Source organism: Pseudomonas sp. MLB6B, assembly GCF_054508135.1.
The window spans coordinates 786,479-801,777 of the sequence record NZ_CP199313.1 but is presented as its reverse complement, the minus strand read 5'-3'; the positions used below and the strand labels follow the sequence as shown (position 1 = coordinate 801,777).

The window sequence follows — 15,299 nt, the reverse complement described above, 5'->3', positions numbered from 1 at the left end:
CTGGTCGATCAGAATCCATACGACAAGCCACGCCGGTTCCCTGCGTGGCTTGTTGCTTTTAGCGCGCCGGCAGGCGCTTGCAGGAGAGGCTCGACGATGAGTGCACTGGTTGGCGTGATCATGGGCTCCAAGTCCGATTGGTCCACCCTTAGCCACACCGCCGATATGCTGGAAAAACTCGGCATTCCCTATGAGGTGAAAGTGGTCTCGGCCCACCGTACCCCGGATCTGCTGTTCCAGTACGCGGAAGAGGCCGAAGGCCGCGGTATCGAGGTGATCATCGCCGGTGCCGGCGGCGCGGCGCACCTGCCGGGCATGTGCGCGGCCAAGACCCACCTGCCGGTGCTGGGCGTGCCGGTGCAGTCCTCGATGCTCTCGGGCGTCGACTCGCTGCTGTCGATCGTGCAGATGCCTGCCGGCGTGCCGGTGGCGACGCTGGCCATCGGCCGCGCCGGGGCGGTCAACGCCGCGCTGCTGTCGGCCAGCATCCTGGGCGCCAAGCACCCGCAGTTCCACGCCGCGCTCAAGCAGTTCCGCACGGAACAGACCGACACCGTGCTGGACCATCCCGATCCGCGCCAGGCCTGAGGCTCACATCCATGAAAATCGGTGTAATCGGTGGCGGCCAGCTCGGCCGCATGCTGGCCCTGGCGGGCACTCCGCTGGGCATGAACTTCGCTTTCCTCGACCCCGCGCCGGACGCCTGCGCCGCCCCCCTGGGCGAGCACCTGCGTGCCGACTACGGCGACCAGGATCACTTGCGCCAACTGGCCGATGAAGTCGACCTGGTAACGTTCGAATTCGAGAGCGTGCCGGCCGAAACGGTGGCCTTCCTCTCGCAGTTCGTCCCGGTCTACCCCAGTGCCGACGCCCTGCGCATCGCCCGCGACCGTCTGTTCGAAAAGAGTCTGTTCCGCGACCTGGGCATTCCCACCCCGGCCTTCGCCGACATCCTCTCCCAGGCCGATCTCGACGCCGCGGTCGCCAGCATCGGCCTGCCGGCCGTACTCAAGACCCGCACCCTGGGTTATGACGGCAAGGGCCAGAAGGTGCTGCGCAGCGCCGCCGACGTGGTCGGCACCTTCGCCGAACTGGGCAGCGTGCCGTGCCTGCTGGAAGGCTTCGTGCCGTTCACCGGCGAAGTGTCGCTGGTGGCCGTACGCGGTCGCGACGGCGAAACGCGCTTCTACCCGCTGGTGCACAACACCCACGACAGCGGCATCCTGCGCCTGTCGGTGGCGAGCGAGGCTCACCCCTTGCAGGCGCTGGCCGAAGACTACGTCGGCCGGGTGCTGGAACGGCTCGACTACGTGGGCGTCATGGCCTTCGAGTTCTTCGAAGTCGACGGCGGCCTGAAAGCCAACGAGATCGCGCCGCGCGTGCACAACTCCGGGCACTGGACCATCGAAGGCGCCGAGTGCAGCCAGTTCGAGAACCACCTGCGTGCCGTGGCCGGACTGCCGCTGGGCTCGACCGCCAAGGTCGGTGAGAGCGCCATGCTCAACTTCATCGGCAGCGTGCCCGACGTGGCCCAGACCGTGGCCATCGACGACTGCCACCTGCACCACTACGGCAAGGCCTTCAAGGCCGGGCGCAAGGTCGGCCACGCCACCCTGCGCTGCGCGGACATGACCAGCCTGCGGGCCAAGATCGCCGAGGTAGAGGCTTTGATCGCGGCGAATTGAACCTCGCCGGCCTTCGCGCCCTCTGACAAGACACACGCCAACGGCCCACGCGGCCGTCGGTGCGTTTCATTCATCTAGGAGGGATCGCCAATGGGCATCATCGGAACTATCTTCATCGGCTTCATCGTCGGCCTGCTGGCGCGCTTTCTGAAGCCCGGCGACGACAGCATGGGCTGGATCATGACCATCCTGCTGGGTATCGCAGGTTCGCTGGTCGCCACCTACGGTGGCCAAGCACTGGGTATCTACCAGGCGGGCCAAGCGGCAGGCTTCTTCGGTGCGCTGGTCGGCGCCATCATCCTGCTGGTGATCTACGGCCTCATCAAGAAGCGCTGATTGCAGATAGAATGCCCGGCAATTCATCCCACTGAGTTGCCGAGCATTCCATGCGCGCGTTCCTGCTCTTCCCGCTGATCCTGGTCAGCACCCTGGCCCACGCCGAACTCCCCGAAACCGACTGGCTGGACTTGATGCCCAAGTCGGACCAGAAAGCCCTCGAAGCCATGCCCGAGATCGACCACGACTCTCCCGAGGCCATGGGCACCTTCACCGCCAAGGGCGGTTTGAAGCAGAGCAAGGGCTTGCCCGCCGTGATGTATTCCACCAAGACCGTCGCCACGATGGATGGCAAGCGCATCCGCCTGGGTGGCTATCCGGTGCCGTTGGAAAGCGATGCCAAGGGCAACAGCACGCTGTTCTTCCTCGTGCCCTATCCGGGCGCGTGCATCCATGTCCCGCCACCGCCGCCCAACCAGCTGGTGCTGGTGCGTTATCCGAAAGGGCTGAAGATCGACGACATCTACACGCCGCTGTGGGTCACCGGGCCGTTGAAAGTGGAGAAGGTCAACAACGACCTGGCCGATGCGGCCTATGCGCTGGATGCGCAGAACGTGCGGGTGGTAGAAGACGCGGACCTCTGAACGAGGCCCGCGGGCGCGGCTTGGGCGCCGTTACAACGATTCGCTGCCGATCATGACCGACAGGCTGTGATGGGCGCCGGGGGCGAGGGTCAGCACGTCGTGCCAGGCGTTGGCGGTCTCGATGCAGAGCATGCCCTGCCAGGCCTCGTCGCCCATGTCGGGCAAGGCCGCCGCGCGTTCCGTCCACGGGTTCCAGATCACCGCCGAATGCGAGCCTTCAGTGTGCAAGGTGATGCGCCGGTCGTGCTGCGGATCGACGATGCTTAGGCGCTCGGGCGGGTCGAGGTAGATGCGGTCGGTTTCGCCAGCGAAGGTGAGGGCGCCTTGCTGGGTGCGCTGTTCCCAGTTGGCGAGGGTCTCGATGTAGGCCAACCCCTCCACGCCTTGCACCTGCACCTGGCGCACGTCGCCGACGGCGAAGTAGGTGTGCAGCGCCTGGCTCAGGGTGACCGGTTGCGAGCCGAGGTTGCGGTTGCTCAAGGTCACTTGCAGGGTATCGCCCAGCGCCACGCTCAGGCGCAGTTCGACGCTGTGCGACCAGTCGGGCAGCGCGCCTTGCGCCTCGGGCAGGTCGAACTCGAGGTGGACGGTGTCGCCGCGTTCCTCCATGCCAAGCAGTTGCCAGTCGCGGCCACGCACCAGGCCATGGGCCGGAGGCGTCTCGCCGCCGTACATCGCCTGCACGGTTTCGGGGTTGCGTCGCAGATCACCGAACCACGGCCAGCAGACCGGCACCCCACCGCGTACCGACTTGCCTTGCTTGAACAGGGCTTCGTCGCTCAGCCACAGCAGCGGCGCTGCGCCTTTGCGTTGGTAGCGCAGAATCTGCGCGCCTTGCCGGGCAATGACCAGTTCGGCCTGGGCGGTGGTGATGCGCCAGCACTCGAGTGCGCCCAGCGTGAGGGTTTCGACGGTAGTGGTCATGCGGGATCCTGTAGGTGGCTGGCGAACCGGCAGCGTTCAGCGTTGCGGCACGGCGCGGGTGCGGCCGCTGCTGTCGATGGCGACGAAGACGAACACCGCTTCGGTGACCTTGCGCCATTCGCCGGACTGCGGATCGTCACTCCACACCTCGACCATCATCTGGATCGAGCTGCGGCCGATCTCCAGGGTCTGGGTATAGAACGACAGCTGCGCGCCGACGGCGACCGGCACCAGGAACGCCATGCGGTCGATGGCCACGGTCGCCACGCGGCCACCGGCGATGCGGCTGGCCATGGCGGTGCCGGCCAGGTCCATCTGCGCCACCAGCCAGCCACCGAAGATATCGCCAAAGCCGTTGGTTTCCCGCGGTAGTGCGGTGATCTGCAAGGCCAGGTCGCCTTGCGGGATAGGATCTTCTTGTTCGAGCTCAATCATGCCGAGGGGCCTCTGACCCGTGACGCTTCGTGAGAGGGCGTAGCAGGTGCTGTGTGAAACGCGCGGTCGCCGACGGGCGACGGTTCGGGCAAGCCTCGAAGGCGCGGTGTGAACGACGAGGGCGGTCACATACTACGCCCATTTCTTGAGGGCGCGCGGGCTACTACGACACAGCACGACACGCCTGAGCATACCGACCGATGTTTTCGCGCAACGTCCCACATAAATAACAGCCTTTTCCTACGAATCGCTAAGTATATAGAGCGTTGCAGTGGGCAACGACCTGAGCTTCGTGAAGATGGCTGGCTCGTTAGCTTCCTATGAGTCGGCGCGATCAATTTGCTATCTTCCTCGCTCGCCCATTCCAGAAGCCGCGCCTTACGCGGCCTGCATGCCCAACAAGAGTGCAAAACGATGACCAGCGTGCCCCCTTCCGCCGAGCAGCCCGCGCGCCCGCTCACCCGCAACGATTACAAGACCCTGTCCCTCTCGGCCCTGGGCGGCGCGCTGGAGTTCTACGACTTCATCATCTTCGTGTTCTTCGCCACGGTGGTCGGCAAGCTGTTCTTCCCGCCCGAGATGCCCGAATGGCTACGTTTGATGCAGACCTTCGGCATCTTCGCGGCCGGTTACCTGGCGCGCCCCCTGGGCGGCATCGTCATGGCCCACTTCGGCGACCTGCTGGGGCGCAAGAAGATGTTCACCCTGAGCATCTTCATGATGGCCGTGCCCACGCTGATCATGGGCCTGCTGCCCACCTACGCGCAGATCGGTCTGTGGGCGCCGATGCTGCTGCTGTTGATGCGGGTGATCCAGGGCGCGGCCATCGGCGGTGAAGTGCCGGGGGCGTGGGTGTTCGTGTCCGAGCACGTGCCGGCGCGCAACACCGGCTACGCCTGCGGCACCCTGACCGCAGGGCTGACCGCCGGTATCCTGCTGGGCTCGTTGGTGGCCACGCTGATCAACTCGGTATACACCGCCGAAGAAGTGGCCGACTACGGCTGGCGCATCCCGTTCCTGCTGGGTGGGGTGTTCGGCCTGTTCTCGGTGTACCTGCGCCGCTGGCTGCACGAGACCCCGGTGTTCGCCGAGATGCAGCAACGCAAAGCCCTGGCCGAAGAGCTGCCGTTGCGCGCGGTGCTGCGCGACCACCCACGTGCGGTACTGCTGTCGATGCTGCTGACCTGGCTGCTGTCGGCCGGCATCGTGGTGGTGATCCTCATGACCCCGGCGCTGTTGCAGACTTTCTACGGCGTCAGCCCCACCGACTCGCTGAAGGCCAATAGCCTGGCGATCATCCTGCTCAGCCTGGGCTGCATCGGCACCGGCTGGCTGTGCGACCGCTTCGGTGCCGGGCGCGTGCTGGTGGTGGGCAGCCTGCTGCTGCTGGCCAGTTCCTGGACCTTCTACCACAGCCTGGCCACGCACCCCGAGCTGCTGTTCGCGCTGTATGCCGTCACCGGTTTGTGCGTCGGCGTGATCGGTTCGGTGCCCTTCGTCATGGTCAAGGCGTTCCCCGCCGCGGTGCGTTTCACCGGGCTATCGTTCTCCTACAACGTGGCCTACGCGATCTTCGGTGGCCTGACGCCGATGGTGGTGACTGCGCTGCTCAAGTTCAGCCCCATGGCACCGGCGTATTACGTGGCGGGGTTGTGTGGGTTGGGGTTGGTGCTCGGGCTGTACCTGTTGGCGGGGAAACGCTGAAACCTTCGTTCCTGCCGGGTCGAGAACATCGAAAAAGGCCATCCCGCAGTGCGGTGATGGCCTTTCATCTATTTGTCACATAGGCGTCATATCGTGGTCACACGGCCCTCCGATACTGGCCCCCGTTCTGACCTGAACCCCTCGATATTCTGCTAGGAGCAAGGCATGAAACTGAAGCGTTTGATGGCGGCCCTGACATTTGCCGCCGCTGGCGTTGCCACCGCCAATGCGGTCGCCGCTGTCGATCCCTCGATCCCGACCTACACCAAGACCACCGGTGTGTCGGGCAACCTCTCCAGCGTTGGTTCCGACACCCTGGCGAACCTGATGACCCTGTGGGCCGAGGCCTACAAAAAGGAATATCCGAACGTCAACATCCAGATCCAGGCCGCCGGTTCCTCCACCGCACCGCCCGCGCTGACCGAAGGAACCGCCAACCTCGGCCCGATGAGCCGCAAGATGAAGGACGTGGAGTTGCAGGCCTTCGAGCAGAAGTATGGCTACAAGCCCACCGCCATCCCGGTGGCCGTCGACGCCTTGGCCGTGTTCGTGCACAAGGACAACCCGATCAAGGGCCTGACCATGGCCCAGGTCGACGCCATCTTCTCCTCCACCCGCCTGTGCGGCGCCAAGGCCGACGCCAAGACCTGGGGCGACGTGGGCGTGACCGGCGACCTGGCCGGCAAGCCGCTGCAACTGTTCGGCCGCAACTCGGTGTCGGGCACCTACGGCTACTTCAAGGAAGAAGCCCTGTGCAAAGGTGACTTCAAGCCCAACGTCAACGAGCAGCCAGGTTCGGCCTCGGTGGTGCAGTCGATCAGCAGCTCGCTGAATTCCATCGGTTACTCGGGCATCGGCTACAAGACCGCCAGCGTGAAGACCGTGCCGCTGGCCAAGAAAGAAGGCGGCGAGTTCATCGAAGACAACGAAGAGAACGCCCTGAACGGCAAGTACCCGCTGTCGCGCTTCCTCTACGTCTACGTCAACAAGGCGCCGAACAAGCCACTGGCTCCGCTGGACGCCGAGTTCATCAAGCTGGTGCTGTCGCAGGCCGGTCAACAGGTGGTGGTGAAGGACGGCTACATCCCGCTGCCGGCCAAGGTCGTCGAGAAGACCCTGAACGACCTGGGCCTGGCCCACGCCAAGTAATAGAGCACCCCGGAAGGGCCGCCTGGCGGGCCCTTCCACCTCTTCTTCAGTCCGCAGCCAGCACCCCTGAGCCGCGGGCTTTTTTGCGTCACTGCACTGTCATGTTTCTGTCATACGGGACCGCTAGGGTGTGCGCATGAATGATCTGGCCAACTCCACCATGACCCAAAATTCCCCTCCCGCGCGGATTGATTTCAATACGCCGGAAATGCAACGCAAACGCCGTGTGCGTGCCTTCAAGGATCGCCTGACCCGCTGGTACGTCCTGGTGGGCGGGCTGGCCGTGCTGGCGGCCATCACGCTGATCTTCTTCTACCTGGCCTACGTGGTGCTGCCGTTGTTCCAGGGCGCCGAGCTGACCCGCAAGGACGCCCTGACGCCGACCTGGCTGCAACAGGACGCCGGCAAGCCGCTGATGATCGCCCTCGAAGAGCAGAACCTGGTCGGCATGCGCGTGTCCGACAAGGGCCAGGTGTTGTTCTTCGACACCAAGAGCGGCGCCGAACTCAAGCGCGTCGAGCTGCCGATCCCGGCCGACGTGCAGGTCACCTCCATCGGCAGCGACCAGCCCGGCAGCCCGCTGGTCGTCCTGGGCCTGTCCAACGGCCAGGCGCTGCTGTTCCACCACAGCTACAAGATCACCTACCCGGACGGCAAGAAGGCCATCGCCCCCGGCGTCGACTTCCCCTACGGCGAGCAGCCGTTCGTGCTCGACGAGCAGGGCCGGGCGCTGGAGCACGTCAGTGTCAACCTCAACGGTGAGAACCTGCTGCTGGCAGGCTCGGTCGGCGCCAGCCTGCAAGTGGTGCAGATCACCCGCGAAGAAAACATGATGACCGGCGAGGTCACCAGCGAGCAGAACCGTATCGCCTTGCCGCAGATGTCCGAGCCGGTCAAAGCCCTCTACGTCGATCCGCGCCAGCAATGGCTCTACGTGGTCAACGGCCGTGCCACGGCCGACGTGTTCAGCCTGCGCGACAAGAGCCTCAACGGCCGCTACAAGCTGCTCGAAGACGGTCAGGCCGAAATCACCGCCAGCGGCCAGCTGGTCGGCGGCATCTCGCTGATCTTCGGCGACTCCAAAGGTGGCCTGAGCCAATGGTTCATGGCCCGCGACCCCGACGGCGAGCAGCGTCTGAAGCTGATCCGCAGCTTCCAGCTGGGCAAGGCACCGGTGGTGCAGATCGACGCCGAAGAACGCCGCAAGGGCTTCGTCGCCCTCGACAGCGAAGGCCAGCTGGGCGTGTTCCACAGCACCGCGCACCGCACCCTGCTGGTCGAGCCGGTCGCCGAGGGCGCGGGCGTGCTGGCGCTGTCGCCGCGGGCCAACCGCATCGTCATCGAAGAGGGCGGCAAGCTGCTGCCGCTGAGCCTGCGCAACCCGCACCCGGAAGTGTCGTTCAGCGCGCTGTGGGGCAAGGTCTGGTACGAGAACTACGACGCGCCCCAGTACGTCTGGCAGTCCACGGCTTCGAACACCGACTTCGAACCCAAGCTGAGCCTGTCGCCGCTGACCTTCGGCACCCTCAAGGCGGCCTTCTACGCGATGATCCTGGCCGCGCCACTGGCGATCGCCGCCGCCATCTACACCGCCTACTTCATGGCCCCCGGCATGCGCCGCAAGGTCAAGCCGGTGATCGAGCTGATGGAAGCGATGCCGACGGTGATCCTCGGCTTCTTCGCCGGCCTGTTCCTGGCGCCGTACCTGGAAGGGCACCTGCCGGGCGTGTTCAGCCTGTTCATGATTCTGCCCCTGGGCATCCTGCTCACAGGCTTTGCCTGGAGCCGCCTGCCCGAGTCGATCCGCCTGCGCGTGCCCGACGGCTGGGAAGCGGCGATCCTGATCCCGGTGATCGTCGCCATCGGCTGGTTCGCTCTGGGCGTCAGCCCCTTCCTGGAGAACTGGCTGTTCGGCGGCGACATGCGCCACTGGATCAGCAACGACCTGGGCATCACCTACGACCAGCGCAACGCCCTGGTGGTGGGCATCGCCATGGGCTTCGCGGTGATCCCGAACATCTACTCCATCGCCGAAGACGCCGTGTTCAGCGTGCCGCGCAGCCTCACCCTGGGCTCGCTGGCCCTGGGCGCAACGCCCTGGCAGACCCTCACCCGCGTGGTCATCCTGACCGCCAGCCCCGGCATCTTCTCGGCGCTGATGATCGGCATGGGCCGCGCGGTGGGCGAAACCATGATCGTGCTGATGGCCACCGGCAACACCCCGGTGATGGAGATGAACCTGTTCGAAGGCATGCGCACCCTGGCCGCCAACGTGGCGGTGGAGATGCCGGAGTCCGAAGTCGGCGGCAGCCACTATCGCGTGCTGTTCCTCGCCGCCTTGGTGCTGCTGCTCTTCACCTTCGTCATGAACACCTTGGCCGAGCTGATTCGCCAGCGTCTGCGCAAGAAATACTCGTCGCTTTGATAGGAAGGTAGAGATCCGTGAAACAGGATTCCCTCAAAGGCTGGTTCAAGAGCGGCGCCCCCGGCGTCTGGATCAGCGGTGGCGCCGTGGCCATCGCGGTGATCATGACCATCGGTCTGCTGTCGGTCATCGCCGTGCGCGGCCTGGCGCACTTCTGGCCGGCCGACCTGATCCAGGCCACCTACAAGGTGCCGGGCCAGGCCGAGCATGTGCTGGTCGGCGAAGTGGTGCAGAAGGAAGAGGTGCCGCGCGCCCGTCTCAAGGGCGCTGGCCTGCCGGTACCCGACGAAGGCCCGGAGTTCATGACCCGCGAGCTGATCAAGATCGGCAACCGCGACCTCAACGGCAACGACTTCAGCTGGGTGGTCGGCGAATGGCTGGTCGACCAGCAAAAGCCCGCCGACCTGATGGCCCTGGAACGCCGCGAGTGGGGCAACTTCTACGGCTACCTAGTCAGCGTCAAGGAAGGCGACCGCATAGTGGCTCAGGGCGATCAAGCCTGGGGCGAGTTGCAGGCGCGGCTCAAGCGCGCCAGCCAGCTCAACGACGAATTGCAGAGCCTCGAAAAGAAAGACATCGGCGCCATCAACCACGGCCTCGAACGCCTGCGCCTGCAAGGTCGCAAGCTCGAACTCGACGGCAAGCTGGACGCCGCCGCCCAGGCCGACATCGAGTCCGAGCGCGCCGAGCTGAACAACCGCTACAAGGCCATCGAAGAGCGCTTGGGCAGCCTGCACCAGGCCTTCGCCCGCGACAGCCTGGTGGCCCGCGACGGCAACGGCCGCGAGGTGGAGATCAACCTGAGCAAGGTGGTCCACGCCATCCAGCCCAACGCCATGTCCATCCCCACCAAACTGGCGACCTATTTCAGCAAGGTGTGGGAATTCCTCAGCGACGACCCGCGCGAAGCCAACACCGAAGGCGGGATCTTCCCGGCCATCTTCGGCACCGTGATGATGACCCTGATCATGGCGGTGATCGTCACCCCGTTCGGTGTGCTGGCGGCGGTGTACCTGCGCGAGTACGCCAAGCAGGGCCCGGTGACGCGGCTGATCCGCATCGCCGTGAACAACCTGGCCGGCGTGCCGGCCATCGTCTACGGCGTGTTCGGCCTGGGCTTCTTCGTCTACGTGCTGGGCGGCTCGATCGACCGGCTGTTCTTCCCCGAATCCCTGCCGGCACCGACCCTGGGCACGCCGGGGTTGTTGTGGGCCTCGCTGACCTTGGCGCTGCTGGCCGTGCCGGTGGTGATCGTGGCCACCGAGGAAGGCCTGGCGCGCATCCCGCGCACGGTGCGCGAGGGCTCCCTGGCCCTGGGTGCGACCAAGGCCGAAACGCTGTGGAAGATCGTCATTCCGATGGCCAGCCCGGCCATGATGACCGGCATGATCCTCGCCGTGGCGCGCGCCGCTGGCGAGGTGGCGCCGCTGATGCTGGTGGGTGTGGTCAAGCTGGCGCCGTCGCTGCCGCTGGATGGCAACTATCCGTATCTGCACCTGGACCAGAAGATCATGCACCTGGGCTTCCACATCTACGACGTCGGCTTCCAGAGCCCCAACGTCGAAGCGGCGCGGCCGCTGGTGTATGCCACGGCGCTGCTGCTGGTGCTGGTGATCGCCACCCTCAACCTTTCGGCGGTGTGGATTCGCAACCACCTGCGCGAGAAGTACAAGGCACTCGACAGCTGATTCGACGCTATTAGCCACAAGCGGCACGCTTCGAACCGATTGCCGCTTCTGCCTCAACGTGCAGCGCGCAGCTCACCGCTCGCCGCCAAAGATGGAGTTAGACCATGCAGCATGAATCCCACAACCACGGCATCGACATGTCTGCCCTGGGTCGCGACAAGCAGGGCCTGCGCCTGGCCGAAGAGACCGTGGCCATCGAAGTGCCGGGCCTGTCGTTGTTCTACGGCGACAAGCAGGCGTTGTTCGACGTGAAGATGAACATCCCCAAGCAGCGCGTGACCGCCTTCATCGGCCCGTCCGGCTGCGGCAAGTCGACCCTGCTGCGTACCTTCAACCGCATGAACGACCTGGTCGACGGCTGCCGCGTGCAGGGCGAGGTCAACCTCTACGGCAACAACATCTACCGTAAGGGCGAGGAAGTGGCCGAGCTGCGTCGCCGCGTCGGCATGGTGTTCCAGAAGCCCAACCCGTTCCCCAAGACCATCTACGAGAACGTGGTGTACGGCCTGCGCATCCAGGGCATCAACAAGAAACGCGTGCTCGACGAGGCCGTGGAATGGGCGCTCAAAGGCGCGGCGCTGTGGGACGAGGTCAAGGACCGTCTGCACGACTCGGCGCTGGGCTTGTCCGGCGGCCAGCAGCAGCGTCTGGTGATCGCCCGCACCATCGCCGTGGAGCCTGAGGTGCTGCTGCTCGACGAACCCTGCTCGGCCCTGGACCCGATCTCGACCCTCAAGGTCGAAGAGCTGATCTACGAGCTCAAGTCCAAGTACACCATCGTCATCGTCACCCACAACATGCAGCAGGCGGCACGGGTGTCGGACTACACGGCCTTCATGTACATGGGCAAACTGGTGGAATTCGGCGATACCGACACGCTGTTCACCAACCCGTCGAAGAAGCAGACCGAGGATTACATCACCGGTCGCTATGGCTAGTGGCAGCGGCATGCACGCCTTGCCGTACGACTCGGACCCATTTGCAGCTTGAAGCTTGCCACTCGGAGCTTCATCGCGGAGCGACACGATGATCAACAAAGAAAGCCTCACCCACCACATCTCACAGCAATTCAACGCCGAGCTCGAAGAGGTGCGCAGCCACCTGCTGGCCATGGGTGGGCTGGTAGAGAAACAAGTCAACGACGCCGTCACCGCGCTGATCGAGGCCGATTCGGGCCTGGCGCAACAGGTGCGCGACGTCGACGTGCAGATCAACCAGATGGAGCGCAATATTGACGAGGAGTGCGTGCGCATCCTCGCCCGGCGCCAGCCGGCGGCCTCCGACCTGCGCCTGATCATCAGCATTTCCAAGTCGGTGATCGATCTGGAGCGCATCGGCGACGAATCCACCAAGATCGCCCGTCGCGCCATCCAGTTGTGCGAGGAGGGCGAGTCGCCCCGCGGCTATGTCGAAGTCCGGCACATCGGCGACCAGGTGCGCAACATGGTGCGTGACGCGCTGGATGCCTTCGCCCGCTTCGACGCCGACCTGGCGTTGTCGGTGGCGCAGTACGACAAGACCATCGACCGCGAATACAAGACCGCCCTGCGCGAGCTGGTGACCTACATGATGGAAGACCCGCGTTCGATCTCGCGGGTACTGAGCGTGATCTGGGCGCTGCGCTCGCTCGAACGCATCGGCGACCATGCGCGCAACATCTCCGCGTTGGTGATCTACCTGGTGCGCGGCACCGACGTGCGGCACATGGGCCTCAAACGCATGACCGCCGAAGTGCAGGGCGAGGCGCCCGATGAGGCGTCGTTGGCTAATGTTCCGCCGTCGCCTGACGATAAATAGGATTGCGCGTGTGTCACGACGCCCGGCCCGTGCCGGGCGTCGTCGTTTCCGGCCCCGGCACCGTCGCCTGGGTGAGCGCTGGACGCGCGGCCCGTTGAAACGCGCTTTTTTGGCAAAATGCCACTATTGGGCGGTATGCTGGCGGGGTAGATGAGGAGTCTCGATGAGTAAAGTCAAAGTGCTGGTGGTGGACGACGCTTCGTTCATCCGCGATCTGGTCAGAAAGGCGCTGCGTAGCGCCTTTCCCGGCATCGCCGTGGAAGACGCCGTCAATGGTCGCAAGGCCATGACCCTGCTGGCCAAGGAACCGTTCGACCTGGTCCTGTGCGACTGGGAAATGCCCGAGATGAGCGGCCTGGAGCTGCTCGCCTGGTGCCGTCAGCAGCCGGCCCTGAAGGGCATGCCGTTCATCATGGTCACCAGCCGAGGCGACAAGGAAAACGTCATCCAGGCCATCCAGGCCGGTGTGTCGGATTTCGTCGGCAAGCCGTTCACCAACGAGCAGCTGCTGACCAAGGTGAAGAAGGCCTTGAGCAAGACCGGCAAGCTCGAACTGCTGCTCAGCGGCGTGCCAGCGCGGGCCAGCTCGGCGTTCGCCAACGACTCCCTGAGCGCCCTGACCGGTGGGCGACCGGAGACGGTCAAGGCCGCACCCGCCGCCGCAGTCGCGCAGGCCCCGGCGCCAGCGCGTGCGCCAAGCGCTGCGCCGACGCCGGCCCCGACTGGGCGTGGCCAAGGGCAGTTGCGTTTGGCCAGTGGTGCGCAGGGCTGCGTGATCAAGGCGTTGAGCCTCAAGGAAGCGCTGCTGGTGGTGCGGCGCGGCGAAACCTTGCCGCAGGTGCTGGAAAGCGCGGTACTCGACCTGGAACAGGGCGAAAGCGCCGAGGTGGCGCGCTTGAACGGCTACCTGCATGCCATTGCGGCACTGGAGGCGCGGCCCGACAGCGACTGGCTGCAACTGACGTTCAAGTTCGTCGATCAAGACGCACAGAAGCTCGACTACATCTCCCGGCTGATCGCCCGCGGCACCGCGCAAAAGCACTTCACGCCGGGCGCTTGAGATGTGCCGGCCATGGCCTCGCCCGCGCGGGCGGGGGGGCCATGGCCGGCACGGTTGGCTTCAGTCGAGCTTGAGCACCTTGGCCAGCACGATCTTCGGGCCTTTCATCTTCTTGATGATGATGCGCAGGCCTTCGACCTCCAGCAGCTCCTCTTCCTCGGGCACGCGCTTGAGGGTCTCGTAGACCAAGCCGGCCAGGGTTTCGGCCTCGATGTGGTCGAGGTCGATGCCCAGCAACCGCTCGATCTTGAACAACGGCGTGTCGCCGCGCACCAGCAGTTTGCCGGGCTGGTAGGCGAGGATGCCGCGCTCGGTCTTGCGGTGTTCGTCCTGAATGTCGCCGACCAGCACTTCCAGTACGTCTTCCATGGTCAGGTAGCCGATCACCTTGCCGTCGGCTTCCTCGACCAGCACGAAGTGCGCGCCGCCCTTGCGGAACTGTTCGAGCAGCTCCGACAGCGGCATGTGCCGCGACACGCGCTCGAGCGGGCGGGTGAGGTCGTCGAGGTCGAGGGTCTCGGGCACATGGTCGGCTTCGGCCATGTCCAGCAGCAGGTCCTTGATGTGCAGCAGGCCCGTGAACTCGCCGCGTTCGGCATCGTAAACCGGGTAGCGGCTGAACTTGTGGCGGCGGAACATCGCCAGGATTTCCTTGAGCGGTGCCCGCGAATCGAGGCTGATCATGTCCTCGCGCGAGTTGGCCCAGTCGACCACTTCCAGCTCGCCCATCTCCACGGCCGAGGCCAGTACGCGCATGCCCTGGTCGCTCGGGTCGTGGCCGCGGCTCGAATGCAGGATCAGCTTGAGTTCTTCGCGGCTGTAGTGGTGCTCGTGGTGCGGGCCGGGCTCGCCCTGGCCGGCGATGCGCAGGATGGCGTTGGCGCTGGCGTTGAGCAGGTAGATGGCCGGGTACATGGCCCAGTAGAACAGGTACAGCGGCACTGCCGTCCACAGCGACAGCAGCTCGGGCTTGCGGATCGCCCAGGACTTGGGCGCCAGCTCGCCGACCACGATGTGCAGGTAGGAAATAACGAAGAACGCGACGAAGAACGAGATGCCCTTGATCAGTTCCGGGCTATCGACGCCGAAGTAGGCCAGCAGCGGCTCGAGCAGGTGGGCGAACGCCGGTTCGCCGACCCAGCCCAGGCCCAGCGAAGCCAGGGTGATGCCCAACTGGCAGGCCGACAGGTAGGCGTCGAGCTGGCTGTGTACTTTGCGCAGGATGCCGCCGCGCCAGCCGTGCAGCTCGGCGATCGACTCGACGCGGGTGGCACGCAGCTTGACCATGGCGAACTCGGCGGCGACGAAGAAGCCGTTGAGCAAGACCAGGAACAGTGCGAACAGAATCATGCCGAAATCGGCGAACAACGAGGAAAGGCTAAACGCAGGGGAAGGGTCCATGGTGGATTTTTTACGGGGTCCGTCTGTGGTGGAAAGAGAAAGGAACGTGCCAGCACGGGCTGGCACAAGAGATCCAATGTAGCGGTTGGGACCGTAAAAGCAAAGCGTGGT

Annotated in this window: 14 protein-coding genes; 11 read left to right on the top strand and 3 right to left on the bottom strand. The window is 65.0% G+C overall.

The annotated features are described in order from the left end of the window. Positions 1-96: 96 nt before the first annotated feature. The 4 genes from purE (at position 97) to ACSMEV_RS03430 (ending at position 2,605) form a co-directional block, all read left to right on the top strand. Positions 97-588, top strand: coding sequence for a 5-(carboxyamino)imidazole ribonucleotide mutase (gene purE, locus ACSMEV_RS03445; protein WP_296266970.1), 492 nt, complete (start codon positions 97-99; stop codon positions 586-588). Between the two features lie 11 nt (positions 589-599). Beyond that, positions 600-1,685, top strand: coding sequence for a 5-(carboxyamino)imidazole ribonucleotide synthase (locus ACSMEV_RS03440; RefSeq protein ID WP_459207261.1), 1,086 nt, complete (start codon positions 600-602; stop codon positions 1,683-1,685). A gap of 90 nt (positions 1,686-1,775) precedes the next feature. Further along, entirely contained in the window at positions 1,776-2,021 is a 246-nt protein-coding gene (locus ACSMEV_RS03435; RefSeq protein ID WP_459207260.1) for a GlsB/YeaQ/YmgE family stress response membrane protein, read from the top strand. A 50-nt stretch (positions 2,022-2,071) separates the two neighbouring features. Continuing rightward, positions 2,072-2,605, top strand: a complete 534-nt coding sequence (locus ACSMEV_RS03430; protein WP_296266964.1) for a DUF3299 domain-containing protein — start codon at positions 2,072-2,074, stop codon at positions 2,603-2,605. Positions 2,606-2,635: 30 nt separating this feature from the next. Here ACSMEV_RS03430 and ACSMEV_RS03425 read toward each other — a convergent pair whose 3' ends face one another. Both ACSMEV_RS03425 and ACSMEV_RS03420 read right to left on the bottom strand, forming a co-directional pair. After that, positions 2,636-3,529, bottom strand: coding sequence for a D-hexose-6-phosphate mutarotase (locus ACSMEV_RS03425; protein WP_459207259.1), 894 nt, complete (start codon positions 3,527-3,529; stop codon positions 2,636-2,638). 36 nt (positions 3,530-3,565) lie between these two features. Further along, positions 3,566-3,964 (bottom strand): acyl-CoA thioesterase, encoded by a 399-nt coding sequence (locus tag ACSMEV_RS03420; protein ID WP_296266960.1) that lies wholly within the window; start codon positions 3,962-3,964, stop codon positions 3,566-3,568. Positions 3,965-4,378: 414 nt separating this feature from the next. Here ACSMEV_RS03420 and ACSMEV_RS03415 point away from each other — a divergent pair, with 414 nt between their 5' ends. From ACSMEV_RS03415 to ACSMEV_RS03385, 7 genes are all read left to right on the top strand, one after another. Continuing rightward, entirely contained in the window at positions 4,379-5,668 is a 1,290-nt protein-coding gene (locus ACSMEV_RS03415) for an MFS transporter (protein ID WP_459207258.1), read from the top strand. A 165-nt stretch (positions 5,669-5,833) separates the two neighbouring features. Beyond that, positions 5,834-6,817 (top strand): phosphate ABC transporter substrate-binding protein PstS, encoded by a 984-nt coding sequence (locus tag ACSMEV_RS03410; RefSeq protein WP_322461554.1) that lies wholly within the window; start codon positions 5,834-5,836, stop codon positions 6,815-6,817. A gap of 136 nt (positions 6,818-6,953) precedes the next feature. After that, on the top strand, positions 6,954-9,242 hold the full coding sequence (locus tag ACSMEV_RS03405; protein ID WP_459207257.1) for an ABC transporter permease subunit: 2,289 nt from the start codon (positions 6,954-6,956) through the stop codon (positions 9,240-9,242). 17 nt (positions 9,243-9,259) lie between these two features. Then, positions 9,260-10,930 (top strand): phosphate ABC transporter permease PstA, encoded by a 1,671-nt coding sequence (pstA, locus tag ACSMEV_RS03400; RefSeq protein ID WP_459207256.1) that lies wholly within the window; start codon positions 9,260-9,262, stop codon positions 10,928-10,930. A gap of 104 nt (positions 10,931-11,034) precedes the next feature. Further along, on the top strand, positions 11,035-11,868 hold the full coding sequence (gene pstB / locus ACSMEV_RS03395; protein WP_296266950.1) for a phosphate ABC transporter ATP-binding protein PstB: 834 nt from the start codon (positions 11,035-11,037) through the stop codon (positions 11,866-11,868). An 88-nt stretch (positions 11,869-11,956) separates the two neighbouring features. Beyond that, the gene (gene phoU / locus ACSMEV_RS03390) at positions 11,957-12,727 is read left to right on the top strand and encodes a phosphate signaling complex protein PhoU (protein ID WP_459207255.1); all 771 of its coding nucleotides are present in this window, start codon (positions 11,957-11,959) and stop codon (positions 12,725-12,727) included. A gap of 163 nt (positions 12,728-12,890) precedes the next feature. Then, positions 12,891-13,787: a response regulator gene (locus ACSMEV_RS03385; RefSeq protein ID WP_459207254.1), complete on the top strand. Its 897-nt coding sequence runs from the start codon at positions 12,891-12,893 to the stop codon at positions 13,785-13,787. A gap of 60 nt (positions 13,788-13,847) precedes the next feature. Here the strand turns inward: ACSMEV_RS03385 and ACSMEV_RS03380 are convergent, their stop codons facing one another. After that, positions 13,848-15,188 carry a hemolysin family protein gene (locus tag ACSMEV_RS03380; protein ID WP_296266944.1) on the bottom strand — a complete coding sequence of 447 codons (1,341 nt, stop codon included), beginning with the start codon at positions 15,186-15,188 and terminating at the stop codon, positions 13,848-13,850. Positions 15,189-15,299: the final 111 nt, after the last annotated feature.

Excerpts from the sequence above, each read along its gene's own strand:
- purE (WP_296266970.1), top strand. The coding sequence starts at position 97 with ATGAGTGCACTGGTTGGCGTGATCATGGGCTCCAAGTCCGATTGGTCC.
- ACSMEV_RS03440 (WP_459207261.1), top strand. The coding sequence starts at position 600 with ATGAAAATCGGTGTAATCGGTGGCGGCCAGCTCGGCCGCATGCTGGCC.
- ACSMEV_RS03435 (WP_459207260.1), top strand. The coding sequence starts at position 1,776 with ATGGGCATCATCGGAACTATCTTCATCGGCTTCATCGTCGGCCTGCTG.
- ACSMEV_RS03430 (WP_296266964.1), top strand. The coding sequence starts at position 2,072 with ATGCGCGCGTTCCTGCTCTTCCCGCTGATCCTGGTCAGCACCCTGGCC.
- ACSMEV_RS03425 (WP_459207259.1), bottom strand. The coding sequence starts at position 3,529 with ATGACCACTACCGTCGAAACCCTCACGCTGGGCGCACTCGAGTGCTGG.
- ACSMEV_RS03420 (WP_296266960.1), bottom strand. The coding sequence starts at position 3,964 with ATGATTGAGCTCGAACAAGAAGATCCTATCCCGCAAGGCGACCTGGCC.
- ACSMEV_RS03415 (WP_459207258.1), top strand. The coding sequence starts at position 4,379 with ATGACCAGCGTGCCCCCTTCCGCCGAGCAGCCCGCGCGCCCGCTCACC.
- ACSMEV_RS03410 (WP_322461554.1), top strand. The coding sequence starts at position 5,834 with ATGAAACTGAAGCGTTTGATGGCGGCCCTGACATTTGCCGCCGCTGGC.
- ACSMEV_RS03405 (WP_459207257.1), top strand. The coding sequence starts at position 6,954 with ATGAATGATCTGGCCAACTCCACCATGACCCAAAATTCCCCTCCCGCG.
- pstB (WP_296266950.1), top strand. The coding sequence starts at position 11,035 with ATGCAGCATGAATCCCACAACCACGGCATCGACATGTCTGCCCTGGGT.
- phoU (WP_459207255.1), top strand. The coding sequence starts at position 11,957 with ATGATCAACAAAGAAAGCCTCACCCACCACATCTCACAGCAATTCAAC.
- ACSMEV_RS03385 (WP_459207254.1), top strand. The coding sequence starts at position 12,891 with ATGAGTAAAGTCAAAGTGCTGGTGGTGGACGACGCTTCGTTCATCCGC.
- ACSMEV_RS03380 (WP_296266944.1), bottom strand. The coding sequence starts at position 15,188 with ATGGACCCTTCCCCTGCGTTTAGCCTTTCCTCGTTGTTCGCCGATTTC.